This window comes from Psychrobacillus sp. FSL K6-2843 (assembly GCF_038626375.1).
Lineage (GTDB): Bacteria > Bacillota > Bacilli > Bacillales_A > Planococcaceae > Psychrobacillus > Psychrobacillus faecigallinarum.
In genome coordinates, this window is record NZ_CP152021.1 from 1,788,300 (window position 1) to 1,804,071 (window position 15,772).

General features: G+C 37.3%; 18 protein-coding genes. 17 read left to right on the plus strand and 1 reads right to left on the minus strand.

Going from position 1 to position 15,772, the window contains the following annotated elements; translation table 11 throughout:
• Positions 1 to 468 precede the first annotated feature (468 nt).
• The 15 genes from MKY94_RS08945 to MKY94_RS09015 all read left to right on the plus strand — a co-directional run bounded on the left by MKY94_RS08945 (position 469) and on the right by MKY94_RS09015 (position 13,549).
• Positions 469 to 1,239 (plus strand): protein-glutamate O-methyltransferase CheR, encoded by a 771-nt coding sequence (locus MKY94_RS08945; RefSeq protein ID WP_151110167.1) that lies wholly within the window; start codon positions 469 to 471, stop codon positions 1,237 to 1,239.
• 150 nt (positions 1,240 to 1,389) lie between these two features.
• Positions 1,390 to 2,571 carry a chorismate synthase gene (aroC, locus tag MKY94_RS08950; protein WP_191697451.1) on the plus strand — a complete coding sequence of 394 codons (1,182 nt, stop codon included), beginning with the start codon at positions 1,390 to 1,392 and terminating at the stop codon, positions 2,569 to 2,571.
• A 2-nt stretch (positions 2,572 to 2,573) separates the two neighbouring features.
• Positions 2,574 to 3,662, plus strand: a complete 1,089-nt coding sequence (aroB, locus tag MKY94_RS08955) for a 3-dehydroquinate synthase (protein WP_342578515.1) — start codon at positions 2,574 to 2,576, stop codon at positions 3,660 to 3,662.
• The gene (gene aroH, locus MKY94_RS08960) at positions 3,663 to 4,028 is read left to right on the plus strand and encodes a chorismate mutase (protein ID WP_191697453.1); all 366 of its coding nucleotides are present in this window, start codon (positions 3,663 to 3,665) and stop codon (positions 4,026 to 4,028) included.
• A gap of 22 nt (positions 4,029 to 4,050) precedes the next feature.
• Positions 4,051 to 5,151, plus strand: a complete 1,101-nt coding sequence (gene hisC / locus MKY94_RS08965; protein ID WP_342578516.1) for a histidinol-phosphate transaminase — start codon at positions 4,051 to 4,053, stop codon at positions 5,149 to 5,151.
• Positions 5,151 to 6,248: a prephenate dehydrogenase gene (locus MKY94_RS08970; protein WP_342578517.1), complete on the plus strand. Its 1,098-nt coding sequence runs from the start codon at positions 5,151 to 5,153 to the stop codon at positions 6,246 to 6,248. The genes hisC and MKY94_RS08970 overlap by 1 nt, the downstream gene beginning before the upstream one ends.
• A 13-nt stretch (positions 6,249 to 6,261) precedes the next feature.
• Positions 6,262 to 7,554 carry a 3-phosphoshikimate 1-carboxyvinyltransferase gene (aroA, locus tag MKY94_RS08975; RefSeq protein ID WP_342578518.1) on the plus strand — a complete coding sequence of 431 codons (1,293 nt, stop codon included), beginning with the start codon at positions 6,262 to 6,264 and terminating at the stop codon, positions 7,552 to 7,554.
• 103 nt (positions 7,555 to 7,657) lie between these two features.
• Positions 7,658 to 8,893: a tetratricopeptide repeat protein gene (locus tag MKY94_RS08980; protein WP_151113693.1), complete on the plus strand. Its 1,236-nt coding sequence runs from the start codon at positions 7,658 to 7,660 to the stop codon at positions 8,891 to 8,893.
• 20 nt (positions 8,894 to 8,913) lie between these two features.
• Positions 8,914 to 9,465: a ReoY family proteolytic degradation factor gene (locus MKY94_RS08985; RefSeq protein WP_144536877.1), complete on the plus strand. Its 552-nt coding sequence runs from the start codon at positions 8,914 to 8,916 to the stop codon at positions 9,463 to 9,465.
• A 16-nt stretch (positions 9,466 to 9,481) separates the two neighbouring features.
• Complete coding sequence (locus tag MKY94_RS08990) at positions 9,482 to 9,931, plus strand: YpiF family protein (RefSeq protein ID WP_151110156.1); 450 nt, start codon at positions 9,482 to 9,484, stop codon at positions 9,929 to 9,931.
• A gap of 154 nt (positions 9,932 to 10,085) precedes the next feature.
• A complete protein-coding gene (locus tag MKY94_RS08995; RefSeq protein WP_144536873.1) occupies positions 10,086 to 10,589 on the plus strand; it encodes a ubiquinol-cytochrome c reductase iron-sulfur subunit in 504 nt (167 codons plus the stop codon).
• A 20-nt stretch (positions 10,590 to 10,609) separates the two neighbouring features.
• Positions 10,610 to 11,284, plus strand: coding sequence for a cytochrome b6 (locus tag MKY94_RS09000; protein WP_144536871.1), 675 nt, complete (start codon positions 10,610 to 10,612; stop codon positions 11,282 to 11,284).
• Positions 11,285 to 11,325: 41 nt separating this feature from the next.
• Complete coding sequence (locus tag MKY94_RS09005; RefSeq protein WP_151110154.1) at positions 11,326 to 12,105, plus strand: menaquinol-cytochrome c reductase cytochrome b/c subunit; 780 nt, start codon at positions 11,326 to 11,328, stop codon at positions 12,103 to 12,105.
• Between the two features lie 124 nt (positions 12,106 to 12,229).
• Positions 12,230 to 12,811, plus strand: coding sequence for a DUF1405 domain-containing protein (locus MKY94_RS09010; protein WP_342578520.1), 582 nt, complete (start codon positions 12,230 to 12,232; stop codon positions 12,809 to 12,811).
• A 63-nt stretch (positions 12,812 to 12,874) separates the two neighbouring features.
• A complete protein-coding gene (locus tag MKY94_RS09015) occupies positions 12,875 to 13,549 on the plus strand; it encodes a zinc metallopeptidase (protein WP_191697514.1) in 675 nt (224 codons plus the stop codon).
• Between the two features lie 133 nt (positions 13,550 to 13,682).
• On the opposite strand, the gene MKY94_RS09020 is transcribed toward MKY94_RS09015, so the two are convergent.
• Positions 13,683 to 14,552, minus strand: coding sequence for a YitT family protein (locus MKY94_RS09020; RefSeq protein ID WP_151110150.1), 870 nt, complete (start codon positions 14,550 to 14,552; stop codon positions 13,683 to 13,685).
• Positions 14,553 to 14,653: 101 nt separating this feature from the next.
• Between MKY94_RS09020 and MKY94_RS09025 the strand changes: the two genes are divergently transcribed.
• A complete protein-coding gene (locus MKY94_RS09025; protein ID WP_151110148.1) occupies positions 14,654 to 14,989 on the plus strand; it encodes a nucleotide pyrophosphohydrolase in 336 nt (111 codons plus the stop codon).
• Complete coding sequence (dapB, locus tag MKY94_RS09030; RefSeq protein WP_342578521.1) at positions 14,989 to 15,765, plus strand: 4-hydroxy-tetrahydrodipicolinate reductase; 777 nt, start codon at positions 14,989 to 14,991, stop codon at positions 15,763 to 15,765. Before MKY94_RS09025 ends, dapB begins: the two co-directional genes overlap by 1 nt.
• The last annotated feature ends 7 nt before the right edge of the window (positions 15,766 to 15,772 follow it).

Here is a 15,772-nt window from a genome sequence, read left to right on the forward strand (position 1 = left end):
CACGGCCTCAGCCTTCTTCCTCTCTACGCTCAGCCCCGGTGCTTCGCCTTGTGCTGTTAGCGTAAGAGTCTTCGCGCCTTCCATTTCAATCGACCATTGTCGGCATATTTAAAAAGTGTTGAGTATCATGATGACTAAAAGTCTAATCAATGAATGTGAACAACTTGAAATGCTAATGTTTAAGCCACTTGGCCAAAGCACCAGTTGTCCGTAAATTAAATGCAATGATTAATTCCTTTTCATTTATCCATTGGTAGAACTTCTTTACTCTACTACTAAGAGACCACCACCTCCTTTCTATGTGTTTGCTTATCTTCGCTAAATTCCTTCTAATCCTATGTTTTATATTTTATCTAACAAAAAAGAATTTAAAGTAAATGTTCATATTTATCTGTTTTTTAACTATATTCTAAACGAATAGATTGCGCTATACTTTATAGATAGGCTAGTGGAAGGGAACGATATTATTTGCAAGATTACATAAAATTTGTCGAATCTATTAAAAGAAAAACTGGTATTGATTTAGCTTTATATAAGGAAGCCCAAATGAAACGTCGCTTAACGTCATTATATGAAAAAAAAGGATATAAGAATTTTATTTCTTTCTTTGAGGCGATAGACAAAGACCGAGATCTTCTGAATGAGTTTTTAGACAGGATGACTATTAATGTATCAGAATTTTATCGAAACAGTAAGAGATGGGAAGTATTACAACAAAAAATTTTTCCAAAGCTGTTAGCCGAAAATAAGCGATTAAAAATATGGAGTGCTGCGTGCTCAACAGGAGAAGAGCCCTATACTACAGCCATGGTGCTTTCAAACCATCTACCATTGTCTCAAATATCAATTATAGCGACTGATATAGATGAAAATGCAATCCAAAGAGCGAAGGTAGGTATCTATCCCGAAAGGTCATTGGCCGAGGTACCAGTTGAAATGAAGAATAAGTATTTTGAGAAGCAAACTTCATTTTATAAAATAGATGATATTATTAAACGAACAGTTACCTTTAAAAAGCATAATCTTTTAATGGATACATACGAGAAAAATCTCGATCTGATTATTTGTCGCAATGTCATGATTTATTTTACGGAAGAAGCTAAAGACCAAATTTACCAAAGTTTTAGCAACTCATTACGTCCTGGTGGGATACTTTTTGTTGGCAGTACAGAACAAATTTTTAATCCTACTAAATACGGATTTGAACCGGAGGATACTTTTTTCTATAGAAAAAAGTAGTAAGATTGCATTAAGTTTGGCTAAGCAAGGAATTAGTGGCATTTAATGAGGAACTGTCCGATAAAAAACGGACAGTTTTTCTTCTATACTTTAAGTTTATATGTTATAGTTGAAAACAAATACTTTAGCGAGTTGAAGGGGGAAAGCGTTTTGCGTTATTTAACAGCAGGTGAGTCACATGGACCACAACTAACAGCCATTATAGAGGGTTTACCAGCCCAATTAGAGATTACAGGTGAAAAGATAAACAAGGAATTAAAACGACGTCAAGGTGGACATGGCCGTGGAAGACGTATGCAAATAGAAAAAGATACAGTTGCCATCACAGCAGGAGTGCGTCACGGTAAATCACTAGGATCTCCAGTCTGCCTAGTAGTTAATAATGATGATTGGAAACATTGGACTCATATTATGGGCATTGAACCGCTTGGAGAAGATGTGGATCCGGACGAGATTAAAAGAAAGATTACAAGACCTCGTCCAGGTCACGCAGATCTTGTCGGTGGTATGAAATATGGCCATCGTGATCTACGAAATGTTTTAGAGCGTTCTTCTGCTAGAGAAACAACCGTCCGAGTGGCAGTTGGAGCAGTAGCAAAACAATTATTAAATGAGCTTGGTATTTCCATTGTTGCTCATGTAACCAAAATAGGCGGTATTGAAGCAAATTTAAATTTAGCAGAAGGAATGTCGATTGATGAAATTCGTGAGAGAGTGGAGGCAGACCCTGTCTATTGTTTAGATTCTGAAGCTTCTGCGAAGATGGTGGAGGCAATTGATCAAGCTAAAAAAGCTGGAGACACTATTGGAGGAATCGTTGAGGTAATAATTACTGGGATGCCTGCAGGTGTTGGAAGCTATGTTCATTATGATCGAAAGCTTGACGGTAAACTCGCTATGGCAATGATGAGTATCAATGCATTTAAGGGAGTCGAGGTTGGCTTAGGATTTGAGATGGCTAACTTGTTTGGTAGTCAAGTGCACGATCAAATCTCTTGGAACAAAGAAGAGGGATATGTTCGTGATACAAACAGACTTGGTGGTATCGAGGGAGGTATGTCAACAGGAATGCCGATTGTTGTAAGGGGTGTGATGAAGCCTATACCAACATTATATAAACCATTACAAAGTGTCGATATCGATACAAAGGAGCAGTTTAAAGCAAGCATTGAACGATCTGATAGCTGTGCAGTACCAGCAGCATCTGTAGTAGCAGAAAACGTTATTGCCTGGGAGGTTGCTTCAGCTGTATTAGATACTTTTAAAGGCGATCAAATGGATATTTTAAAAGCAGATATTGAAAGACATAGAGCGTATACAAAGGGGTTTTGAACATGATTATCCCAGTTAAAACAAATGCCTCTGTTTACGAGGTGCATCTTGGAGAAGGCATCCTTGAGGATTTTTCCTTCAGAAATAAAAAAAAGCTAGAAGACTATGATCAGTTAATTATCGTAAGCGATGAAATTGTTTGGAGTTTACATGAGGACTATGTAAGAGAAAATTTTACCGCTCCGTTTAAAATATGTATTGTTCCAACTGGCGAGTCCTGTAAAACCTTTGAATCCTATTTAAATGTACAAACCTTTCTTTTACAGGAGGGAGCTACACGGAACTCCGCTCTATTTGCTTTTGGGGGAGGGGCTGTAGGAGATTTAACAGGGTTTGTTGCAGCTACCTTTATGCGAGGCATTGCATTCTATCAAATCCCTACTACTATCCTTGCACATGACAGCTCTGTTGGTGGGAAAACAGCGATTAATCATCCGATTGGAAAGAATATGATAGGTGCTTTTTATCAGCCGAAAGAAGTGATTTATGATTTTCACTTTTTAAAGACACTTCCTCTAAGAGAGGTTAAGTCCGGCATGGCTGAGGTTATTAAGCATTCACTTATTAGCGATAATAAGTGGGTGGAGGAATTTTACCAGCTTACTTCATTAAGTAATTTAGATAAACATCAATTGTTACAATGGCTGGATAAGGGGATTCGTGTCAAAGCCAAAATTGTTGAAATGGATGAAAAAGAGAACAGCTTCCGAAAATATCTCAACTTTGGGCATACATATGGTCACGCAGTAGAAGCCTCCATCGGATACGGAAAGATTTCACATGGGGAAGCAGTAATGATTGGAATGATTCCAGCACTAATGCTTAGTGAAAAGTTCGGCAATCTGCCTAATGGCTTTGCAAAATCATTTTACTCGCTGGCTATTAGACTTGGATATGATATAAAGCAGGTTTTAGCATGTCCCTTTGAGAAATTGGCGGATTTCATGCTGAAGGATAAAAAGACAATGAAAAAGCAACTGCATTTTGCATTACTTGACACCATTGGGGTGCCTTTTATAAAGGTTGTTCCAATGGAAGACATAAAACAGTGTGACGAACAATTACGAAAATGGATAATGGAGGGGAAATAATTGATTAGAGGCGTTAGAGGAGCAACAACAGTGGATGCAGATTCTAATGAGCAAGTATTGCAAGAAACGTCCCGTCTTGCTTTAGAAATGGTCAAGGCGAACGACATTGATCCTGAGTCAATCGCTTCTGTCATTATTAGCACCACTACGGATATTACTTCAGCTTTTCCTGCGAGGGCTGTGAGAGGTATAGAAGGATGGTCGTACGTCCCGGTAATGTGTACGCACGAAATGAATGTCCCGGGTGCGCTAGAGAAATGCATACGTTTAATGATGCATGTCAATACAGAGAAATCACAAAAGGAAATTCAACACATATATTTAAACAAGGCAATTCAATTGAGACCAGACTTATTAAAAAGATAATAATAGAATTGGGGTAAATAGAATGAAATTCAAAAAACAAATTGCTGGATTACAAGCATACCAACCAGGAAAAACAATGGATGAAGTTAAGAAGGCCTTTAATCTTGAAACGGTTACAAAGCTTGCATCTAACGAAAATCCATATGGTGCTTCACCAAAAGTAAAGGAATTTTTGGCAAATGCTAATATAGATTTTGCTTTATATCCAGATGGATATGCCTCTAAGCTTCGCGCTGCGGTTGCTAACCATTTGAATATTTCCGAAAAGCAATTGTTATTTGGTAACGGCTCTGACGAGAATATATTAATCGTTTCCAGAGCGATTCTAGAGCCTGGTTTAAATACTATTATGGCAGATTTAACTTTTGGTCAATACAAGCATAATGCCGTGGTGGAGGGCGCAGAAGCACGTACTGTTCCTCTTACAGCAGAGGGAGAGCATGATTTAGAAAAAATGCTTGCGGCCATCGATGAAAACACAGCAATTGTTTGGATTTGTAATCCTAATAATCCTACCGGGACACTAACTCCAAGCGATAAGATAAAGGCTTTTGTAGAGCAAGCACCAAGTGATGTATTAATCGTATTAGATGAAGCTTATACAGAGTACATCACGGATAATAGTTATGAAGATTCTATTCAGTTAATAGAAAAACATCCCAATGTTTTAGTGATGCGTACCTTCTCAAAAGCTTATGGGCTAGCAAGCTTCCGTGTAGGTTACGCAGTAGGTTCTGAGGAAGTAATTAGTCAGCTAGAGCCGACAAGAGAGCCATTTAACAATACAGTCATCTCTCAGGAAGTAGCCATATTAGGACTGAGCGATCAGCAATTCATCGCTGATTGCAAGGAAAAAAATAATGCTGGGAAATCTCAATTCGAAGCATATTGTAAAGAGAGAAAGCTGCACTTCTATCCTTCTCACACAAATTTTATTTTGATGGAAGTAAAAGCAGATAGTGACGTAGTTTTCCAAGGGCTTATGCAGCGTGGATATATCGTTCGCAGTGGTAATGCTTTAGGAAAACCAGGGTATCTTCGAATTACTATTGGAACAAAAGAACAAAATGAAGAATTACTTCAAAAACTAGATGAAGTATTGACAGAGGTAGGGGTAATTTAATGAAACAAACCATCTTCATTATTGGACTTGGTCTCATAGGAGGCTCTCTAGCTTTAGGGTTAAAGAGGAAAGAAGGTTTGACTATTGTAGGCTATGATAGCAATGAAAATTCTCTTGTTACTGCTAAAAAGCTAGGGGTAATTGATGAAATTGCTTCTAATATGGAAGATGCTGCACAGCAAGCAGATATTATCGTGTTTGCAACTCCAGTCAGTATAACAATTGACCTTATGAAGCTGCTTCCAACATGGAAACTAAAAGAAAATGTGATCATTACGGACACGGGTAGCACGAAGAATGAAATAATGAATGCCGCTGAAGTACTTAAGGATTTTGGAATTACTTTTATTGGGGGGCATCCGATGGCTGGCTCCCATAAAAGTGGTATAGGAGCAGCTCGTGCCTATTTGTTTGAAAATGCTTATTATATGCTTACTCCCTTTGTAGACGAAGCGGAGGAAAATTTAAAGAGACTTAAGGATATTTTGCTAGTTACTAAAGCAAAGCTCGTTGAGATTAGTGCACAGGAGCATGACCATATGACAGCAACTGTTAGCCACTTCCCTCATTTAATAGCAGCCTCACTTGTACATCAACTGTCTGAGGAAAATAAGAGCTTTCCTTTTACAAAGCAGCTAGCAGCAGGTGGTTTTCGAGATATAACTCGTATTGCTTCTTCCAATCCGATTATGTGGAGAGACATAACGATGCAAAACCGCCAGGAAATTAGTAATCAGCTTCAGCTTTGGACGGAGGAGATGTTACGATTAAAGCATCTTATAGAAAAGGCAGACCAAAAAGATATCGAGGAATACTTTGCACAGGCAAAACAAATTCGAGATGATCTACCAATTGCTCAAGGAGCACTATATAGTGTATATGACCTGTATGTGGATGTTCCGGATTATGCCGGTGTTATCTCCGAAGTTATTGGTTATTTAGCAAAAGAAGATATAAGTATAACAAACTTGCGTATTGTGGAAACAAGAGAAGACATATTTGGTATTTTGGTCATTAGCTTTCAGTCGATGGAAGACCGTGCGAAGGCTGTTAAGTGTATTGCTACTCATACCTCATTTGATACATACATTGCTTAGGGAGGGATCTACGATGTCAGATAAACTATTAAATTTTGATAAGCCTTCCTTACAAGGAAGTATTAAAATACCAGGGGATAAATCAGTTTCTCATCGTTCTATTATGTTTGGGGCTATCGCAGAAGGAACTACAACAGTAGAAGGCTTCCTACAGAGTGATGATTGCTTAAGTACAATTGATTGCTTCTCAAAGCTGGGTGTTGATATAAAGGTAGAAGAGGACCGTGTAGAAATAAAAAGCAACGGGATTTCTACATGGAAAGAACCTGATGAGATTTTATATACTGGTAACTCTGGAACTACAACTCGTTTAATGCTTGGAATATTAGCAGGATCTAATATCTCCTCTGTACTTATAGGGGATGAGTCGATTCAAAAAAGGCCTATGAAAAGAGTTACAGAGCCATTAAAGCAAATGGGCGCAAAACTGATTGGTCGAGCAAATGGACAGTACACCCCAATAGCAGTGGAGGGGTCAAATTTGCAGGCCATCCATTATAAAATGCCTGTAGCAAGTGCTCAAGTTAAATCTGCTATATTATTAGCTGCTTTGAACGCTGAAGGTGAAACAACAGTAGAAGAAATAGAGACTACTCGTGACCATACAGAAAAAATGCTTAGTCATTTTGGAGTAAATATTCAAGTTGAGGACAGAATGATTCGTCTTCACGGTGGGCAAAAGCTAACAGGTACTCATGTAATAGTGCCTGGGGATATATCATCTGCTGCCTTTTTCTTGGTTGCGGGGGCTATTTCTCCAAAGAGTAGGTTGGAGCTGACCAATGTAGGGTTAAATAAAACTCGGACAGGGATCATTGACGTATTACAATCTATGGGTGCATCTTTAACAATCGATATGTCAGAAAATACAAGTCACGAGCTAATCGGTGCTTTGACTATTGAGACGTCAGATTTAAAAGGTACAACTATAGGAGGCGATCTAATTCCTAGATTAATAGATGAGATACCAGTAATAGCTCTTCTAGCAACTCAAGCTAAGGGAAAAACAATTATCAAAAATGCAGAAGAATTAAAAGTAAAAGAAACAAATCGCATAGACGCAGTTGTTAATGAACTACGAAAACTTGGAGCTAATATTACTCCTACAGAAGACGGGATGATCATAGAAGGGCCAACTCCATTGCATGGCGGAGAATTATTGACTTACGGAGACCATCGTATTGGGATGATGGCTGCTATTGCAGCACTAATTACAGAAGGATCGGTATCAATCGACAATCATGAATGTATTGCTGTTTCTTATCCAAATTTCTTTGAACATATAGAAAAAGTCACGAAACAATAACTTTTCCATAACTCTCCCTAATAAGGAGAGTCTTTTTCTTGTTCTACTTTAAAAGTTCTTGTACGATTAATAAATGAGAAGGAATGGTGATGATATGGAAAGAATGATGCCCTTTATTCGAGTAATGGAGAATGGAGATATAGAAAAGTTAGGAGTAATGCTGGACGCTTTCTTGCTAGAAGGAGATCCGGATGAGCAGTATGAGTTAGCTGATATGTTGACAGAGTATGGATTTGTCCAAGAGGCATTAAAGCTTTTAGAGCATTTAAACTTTATATTCCCAGAAGAGGATCAGCTCAAAATAGATCAGGCACAATTATATTTAGAATTGAATAAAGAAGACGATGCTTTGGAAATGCTAAGCAATATAGAAAAGAAAAGTGAGTCCTATCCACAGGCTTTGCTTACTTTAGCTGATTATTATCAAATGATTGGTTTATATGAGGTTGCTGAACATAAAATAAATGAAGCAATTGCTATTTTACCAAAAGAGCCATTACTGCAATATGCAAAAGGCGAGCTATTGTTTGAAACGGGGAGATATTTAGAGGCTGCGCGATTAATGGAGGAGCTGTTAGCTTCTCAAAATGAGCTACAAGGAGTGAATTTGCCTTTAAAAGTAGCTGAAATTTATAGTGCTGGTGCTGCTTATGAAGAGGCGATTCCTTATTACACAGATGCATTAAAGAAGGAAGCGGCCCCTGAAGTTCTATTCCAAGCTGCTTATGCTTTTTTCCAAGCTAGACAATATGAAACTGCAGCAAAACATTTAAATCATCTTTTAGAAATTGATCCAGATTTCTTCTCAGGGTATATGCTCCTGGCAGAAACTTATGCAATGCTGGAAAAGAACGAGGAAGCATTAGAGGCTATTACAAACGGAATAGCTCGAGATGAATTTGAAAAAGAATATTATTTATTTGCAGGTAAAATTTCATTGAAATTGGGTAGAGTGAAGGAAGCAGAAAGTTTTCTTCAGCAAGCTATAGCATTAGATCCGGAATATATGGATGCTATCTACATACTTTCTTCTTTATTTTCACAGGAAGAGATGGATGAAGAACTGATTGAACTATACGAGGCCTTAAAACAAGAGCAATTTGAATGGTCATCTATGTATCCACTTCTAGCAGAGGCATATGAACGTTTAGAAATGTATGAAAAAGCATACGAATTTTATAAACTTGCATATACTGAACATAAAGAGGATGTAGCATTTTTAGAAAAATACTTATACTTCCTTTTAGAAGAAGGTAAACGTGAAGAAGCTAAAGAAATCATTTCCAAATTGCAGAAGCTTCAGCCTGAAAACAGTGAATGGTTTGACATGATGGAATAAAGATAGGAAGGAGAGGTTATGTGACTGCTTCTGTTTCAGTTGGCGAGAAAAAAGAGTTTGTCCGTTGGTTTTTGAAAAAGTATCAAATGAAAAGAAGAGAGTGCGTGTGGATTTTAAATTACTTAATAAGCCATGAAACAATGTTGAACAATGTACATTTTGTGGAGGAAGCTCATTATTGCCCTCGTGCTATGATTATGTCTGTAACTACTTCCTCCGGAATACCTTTTAGATTCTATAAAGGTAGTATCATGACCGCGGATGCAGAAAAATCATTTCATGATCTTCGATTGCACCCAGAGGAAGAAATGTATATTCAGTTGAACTTTCAAACTCTTCCTCCTAGTCCGGAGTACCTAGCAGTTTTAGAAGAGAACCCATATATGCCGAAATACTTGCATATTAGTGAAAAAGATAAGATGATAGCAGAAGATATATTGACAGAAAGCTTGCAATCTTTTCAGGCTGAGCAGTTGAAAAAACAGATTGATCAAGCAATTGACGAAAACAATAAAGAAAAATTTCTCGAGCTTTCCGCATTGTGGAAAAATCTTCCGTATAGAGAAAAATAGGAGAGATGAGATTATCATGCATTGGAACGGAAAAGATAGCGCAGTTTTTCAAGCACAAAAAGAATATATAGACACAGCAATAATTCCACTAATATTAATAGACGGTTCAGAGCATGGCTTCCCATTTGCTGCTTCTGCAGCTGATTTTACCTTATCGTTAGCCAACACAATTGAAAATCAGTTTAAAGGAAGGATTGTATTATTTCCTTCCTTCTCTTACACGAATAATCAGGACAAGCTATCATTACTTGATGCTTGGAATGAGGAATTAAAAAAAGCTGGGTTTAAACACACATTTTACGTTACTTCTGATAGAGAGTGGAGTACAATGGGGGAGGATCAAAATGTAATATGGTTCCCATCAATACCACTTGATTCCATGGATCAAAAAATGAAAATATCCGTATTGGAAGATCAATTAAGACAATTAATCCCGCTTTTTGCAAAAAAATGGGCAAATTCGTGACAATATCTTTCATTAATTGTTCACAAAGTTCATAATTCGTGGCAGGAATTATTGACCTTCTATTTTTATTGATATATCATTGAAATGTCCTAGTATTATTAATTCAAGCAAGTATGTCCATTGGACTGACCTTTAAGTTAGAGGGGGGAAAAGGATGAGTAACAATAAAGTATCAAGACGTCAATTTTTAAGTTATACATTAACGGGTGTTGGCGGATTTATGGCTGCAGGTATGCTAATGCCAATGGTACGTTTTGCAGTTGATCCTGTATTGCAAAAATCAGAAGGTGGAGACTTCGTACTGACTGAGAAGAAAATTGCAGATCTTACAGATGTGCCTGAACGAGTAGACTTTACTTTTGAACAGGTAGACGGCTGGTACAAGTCTGATGTAACTAGTTCTGCATGGGTTTACAAAGAAGGAGACAGCGTAATCGCATTATCTCCAATCTGTAAGCACTTAGGATGCACAGTCAACTGGGAAGGTGACCCAGCGCACAAAAACCAATTTTTCTGTCCATGTCACGCAGGTCGTTATGAGAAAAACGGACAGAATGTTGCAAAAACACCACCTCTAGGTCCGTTGGATCAATTTGAAGTACGTGAAAATGACGGTTTCTTAGAAATTGGAAAAGCTATAACTAACACATTAGTTTAATGTAAGGGGGTACGACATCAGTGCTTAATAAAATCTATGATTGGGTGGATGAACGTCTTGATATTACACCTATATGGCGTGATATCGCAGACCATGAAGTACCAGAACACGTAAACCCTGCACATCATTTCTCAGCATTTGTTTATTGTTTCGGAGGATTAACTTTCTTCATCACAGTTATTCAAATTCTTTCTGGTATGTTTTTAACAATGTATTACGTACCTGATATCGAGAATGCATGGGAATCTGTTTACTACCTTCAAAACGAAGTAGCATTCGGTGAAATCGTGCGTGGGATGCATCACTGGGGAGCATCACTTGTAATTGTTATGATGTTCTTACATACTTTGCGTGTATTCTTTACTGGTTCTTACAAAAAACCTCGTGAACTAAACTGGATGGTCGGAGTATTAATTTTCGCTGTTATGTTAGGTTTAGGATTTACAGGTTACCTACTTCCTTGGGACATGAAAGCATTGTTCGCTACAAAAGTAGGTATTGAAATTGCCGCATCTGTTCCAGTTATTGGTGGCATGATCAAAACGTTATTAGCTGGTGATGAAACAATCATCGGTGCACAAACATTAACAAGATTCTTCGCGATTCATGTATTCTTCTTGCCAGCTGCTCTTTTTGCTTTACTTGCAGCTCACTTTATCATGATTCGTCGTCAAGGTATTTCTGGGCCACTATAATGGGTAAGTGGAACAGATAATTCTTAAAAGGAGGGGACAATATGCATCGCGGAAAAGGTTTGAAATTTGTTGGAGATTCTCGTGTAACGGATCCTTCTAGCCGTAAAAAGAAAACTCCTAAAGACTATTCTGAGTATCCAGGTAAAACAGAAGCTTTCTGGCCTGATTTCTTGTTAAAAGAATGGTTAGTTGGAGCAGTATTTTTAGTCGGTTATTTAGTATTGACAGTTGCACATCCATCGCCGTTAGAGCGACCAGCTGATCCAACGGACACAGCTTATATTCCTTTACCTGACTGGTATTTCCTATTTTTATATCAATTATTAAAATACGAATTTGCTTCTGGACCATATAATATTATTGGTGCAATCGTTATGCCAGGTCTTGCTTTCGGAGCACTTTTACTAGTACCATTCTTAGATACAAGCAAGGAAAGAAGCCCATGGAAACGTCCTTTACCAACTGGTTTCATGCTTCTAGCAATCGCATCCATCATTTTCTTAACTTGGGAATCTGTAGCAAACCATGACTGGGAAGCTGCTAAAGCACAAGGTGAAATTAGAGAAGAAGTCGCTGTGGAAATTGATGAAACAGCACCAGGCTATGAAATTTATCAGGGATCTTCCTGTATAGGTTGTCATGGTAATGCATTTGAAGGCGGTATAGGTAAGCCACTTATTGGTTTAGAATATACAGCTGAAGAAATTGTTAATATTGCTCATGAAGGGATTGGAACTATGCCACCTGGCTCTTTCCAAGGAACAGAAGAGGAATTACAACAGCTTGCTGAGTTTATAACAACCTTACAGCCAGTAGAATAATCTTTACTATTAAGGGAGTCAGGTAACTGGCTCTCTTTTTTTAGCTATAAATTTTTTAATGGTACAACTATGTTACAAAATAACTTAATTATAAAAAAGAGGAGATTGGGTAATATATATGTTAATGCATTTAAAGATGTTGCTTTACAACAAATCCTTTATGTGGTTAATGTTTTTTGTAAATCTTCTGGGCACGATTTATGGTTACATTTGGTATGAAGGGCAATTATCTGTTACTGAAGCTAAGTTTTTAATGTTTGTACCAGACAGCCCGACCGCGAGTCTTTTCTTTACGATAGCTCTTCTTGGCTGGCTGCTTAAAAAGAATTGGAAGCTAATAGAAGCATTAGCGCTAATTACATTAGTTAAATACGGTTTATGGGCTGTAGTTATGAATATATGGACATATCTGGAAACTGGAGGTATTGGATGGATGGGATGGATGCTAGTTGCATCTCATTTTGCTATGGCTTTACAGGCTGTTTTATATATTCCTTTCTATCGTTTTAAACTTGGCCATATTTTAATGGCGGCAATATGGACCTTACATAATGACGTCATTGATTACGTTTTTGGACAAATGCCAACCTATAGAAGCTTAAGTGATTATGCCAATAACATTGGTTACTTTACTTTCTGGCTATCAATTGCATGTATTCTGCTTGCAATATCCATTTATCAAAGAAGGTCAAATCATATTAGTTGATTGTAGATCAGTTTCCTATTAAAATTAGTGTTAGATATTGAGAGGGGGAAAAGTCTGTTGGGAATGTATATCATTTATTTTGCGATAATTTTATTATTGCCGATATATGCACAGATGAAAGTTAAAAGCACCTATAAAAAGTATTCTAAGGTACGTTCTACATCCGGTATGACTGGTGCAGAAGTAGCTAGACGAATTTTAGATGAAAATGGTTTATATGATGTTAAAGTAGTAGAAAGCAGCGGTTTCTTAAGTGATCATTATAATCCGATGACCAAAATTGTCGCGCTATCTAGTCATAACTTCCATGAAGCTACTGTAGCTGGTGCTGCAATAGCTGCTCATGAGGTAGGCCATGCTATTCAGCATAAGGAAGCTTACTCTTTTTTAACATTAAGACATAAATTAGTTCCGGTAGCTAATATATCTTCTAATGCATCTTGGATCTTTATTATGATTGGTATTTTTGCAACTTCAACTAACATGTTGTTATTAGGTATTATTCTATTAGCCATGGGGGTTGTATTCCAAATCGTTACTCTTCCTGTTGAGTTTAATGCCTCTAGTCGAGCTATGAATCAGATGGTTTCGTTAGGTGTTATTCGTAACGAAGAAGAGAGACACGCTAAAAAAGTATTGAGTGCAGCTGCCTTAACGTATGTAGCAGCCGCAGCGGTAGCAGTGCTTGAGCTATTACGTCTAGTCTTAATCTATACAGGTATGTCTAGAGACGAATAGTTAAAAATGAAGACTATCTTAGCTTCTGCTAGGATAGTCTCTTTGTTTTAAAATGATTTAACTATAAATAAAAAACAAAAGAGCATGTTTTGCAGAGTGAAAATGCAAGCATGCTCTTTTTATATCCTTTAGTTTAAAGGAGTGGTCTTTTTTGTTCGTCTAATGTAAAGCCCTCACCCATTACATCATTTGTTTCTGTAACTGAAACAAATGCATGGGGGTCAACAGCTGAGATGATAGTTTTTAATCGCATAATTTCATTTTTAGAAATAACGCAATATAATACTTCCCGATCTTTTTTTGTGTAATGCCCATAGCCCTTTAGGACGGTTACTCCCCGGTCCATTTCGGTTGTTATACGATTAGCAATGGCATCCTGATGTTCAGATATGATGAATGCTCCACGAGCTGCATATGCACCCTCCTGGACGAAATCTATAACTCGAGCACCTACAAATACTGCAACAAGCGTGTACATCATTGAACGGATATCCAAGAATGTTAGCCAAGAAACTAAAATAACTAATGCATCAAACATAAACATTGTTTTACCCATGCTCCAGCCCAAATATTTTTGGGCTAATCTAGCAATAATGTCAACTCCACCAGTAGTACCACCAGCTCGGAAGATGATACCAAGCCCTGTACCTATAAAGACACCAGCAAAAAGTGAGGCTAAAAATAAATCATCGCTAATCCCGAGTTGAATCTCATATATATCGAAGATTTTTAAGAAGACAGAAACTGAAAAGGTTCCTATAAGGGTATAATAAAATACTCTTCTACCTAAAAGCTTCCAACCTAAAAAGAACATAGGTATATTCAGCACAAGATTCATAACAGAAACATCTAACCCAAATACAAAATAAAGAATTAGCGTAATCCCTGAAAATCCGCCTTCTCCAAGGGCATTTTGCATATTAAAATGTACAAATCCAAAACTAAAAATTGCAGATCCCAGTATAATCATCAATATATTCTTAAATTTTAAGCCTATTCCCATTGTACCACCTCATTTAATAGTCCATACTAAATCTATAATATTTTATAGCTTTTGACAACTGTAGTGTATATTTATTACGATAAATGAGGGAGAGTGAGTTTATGAAAGAACATAAAAACATGAAAATGCTTCAACAGGAAGTAGATACATACATAAGCCAATTTAAGGAAGGATACTTTCCTCCAATGGAGCTCCTAGCAAGACTCACAGAAGAACTAGGAGAGCTTTCTAGAGAGGTTCAACATAAGTATGGTACTAAGAAAAAAAAGAATACAGAGGTACAGAAGGAACTTGCTGATGAAATGGGTGATTTCTTTTTTGTATTAATTTGTTTGGCTAACTCAGAGGGTATTGACCTAGAAGATGCTTTACAAAAAGTACTCTATAAATATAATACACGTGATAAAGATCGATGGACTAAAAAGGAGGACTCATAATGGTAATAAAAGTAGCAGTAGCAGGGCCCAGAGGCAAAATGGGAAGGGAAGCAGTTGGAACCATTATAAAAAACGAGGATTTTCTATTAGTAGGATTATTAGATTCAAAAAAAACAGAAGCTACCTTAGGAGATAATATACCGATTTATACTTCTTTAACAGTGTTAATCGAAGAAACGGCACCGGACGTTTTAGTTGATTTGACCGTACCTTCTGCTGTTTACGAGCATATTATTACTGCATTGGAGTATGGGGTAAGACCTGTTGTTGGCACTACAGGCTTTTCAGAAGTACAATTAGATAATATTAGAAACTTGGTAGAAGAAAAACAAGTCGGCTGTATTATTGCTCCGAACTTTTCTATTGGAGCCGTATTAATGATGAAGTTTGCCCAAACTGCTGCAAAATATTTACCTGATGTTGAGATAATTGAACTGCATCATGATGAGAAGGTAGATGCGCCTTCAGGGACTGCGATTAAAACTGCACAAATGATACAAAATACTAGAGAAGCTTCAGTTCAAGGTCATCCAGAAGAAGAAGAAATTCTTAAAGGTGCAAGAGGCGCTAATTTTGATGGAATGCGCATCCATAGCGTTCGTTTGCCCGGTTTAATCGCACATCAACAAGTGCTTTTAGGTGGAGATGGTCAGCTATTAACTTTAAGACACGACTCCTTCAATAGAAGTTCTTTTATGTCAGGTGTGGTTATTTCTATTAAAGAAGTGATGAATCAAAGCAAATTAGTGTATGGTTTAGAAGAAATTATCCTATAGGAGGAAG

Excerpts from the sequence above, each read along its gene's own strand:
- MKY94_RS08990 (WP_151110156.1), top strand. The coding sequence starts at position 9,482 with ATGCATTGGAACGGAAAAGATAGCGCAGTTTTTCAAGCACAAAAAGAA.
- MKY94_RS08995 (WP_144536873.1), top strand. The coding sequence starts at position 10,086 with ATGAGTAACAATAAAGTATCAAGACGTCAATTTTTAAGTTATACATTA.
- dapB (WP_342578521.1), top strand. The coding sequence starts at position 14,989 with ATGGTAATAAAAGTAGCAGTAGCAGGGCCCAGAGGCAAAATGGGAAGG.
- MKY94_RS09005 (WP_151110154.1), top strand. The coding sequence starts at position 11,326 with ATGCATCGCGGAAAAGGTTTGAAATTTGTTGGAGATTCTCGTGTAACG.
- hisC (WP_342578516.1), top strand. The coding sequence starts at position 4,051 with ATGAAATTCAAAAAACAAATTGCTGGATTACAAGCATACCAACCAGGA.
- MKY94_RS09025 (WP_151110148.1), top strand. The coding sequence starts at position 14,654 with ATGAAAGAACATAAAAACATGAAAATGCTTCAACAGGAAGTAGATACA.
- aroB (WP_342578515.1), top strand. The coding sequence starts at position 2,574 with ATGATTATCCCAGTTAAAACAAATGCCTCTGTTTACGAGGTGCATCTT.
- MKY94_RS09020 (WP_151110150.1), bottom strand. The coding sequence starts at position 14,552 with ATGGGAATAGGCTTAAAATTTAAGAATATATTGATGATTATACTGGGA.
- MKY94_RS09015 (WP_191697514.1), top strand. The coding sequence starts at position 12,875 with ATGTATATCATTTATTTTGCGATAATTTTATTATTGCCGATATATGCA.
- MKY94_RS08970 (WP_342578517.1), top strand. The coding sequence starts at position 5,151 with ATGAAACAAACCATCTTCATTATTGGACTTGGTCTCATAGGAGGCTCT.
- aroA (WP_342578518.1), top strand. The coding sequence starts at position 6,262 with ATGTCAGATAAACTATTAAATTTTGATAAGCCTTCCTTACAAGGAAGT.
- MKY94_RS08980 (WP_151113693.1), top strand. The coding sequence starts at position 7,658 with ATGATGCCCTTTATTCGAGTAATGGAGAATGGAGATATAGAAAAGTTA.
- MKY94_RS09010 (WP_342578520.1), top strand. The coding sequence starts at position 12,230 with ATGCATTTAAAGATGTTGCTTTACAACAAATCCTTTATGTGGTTAATG.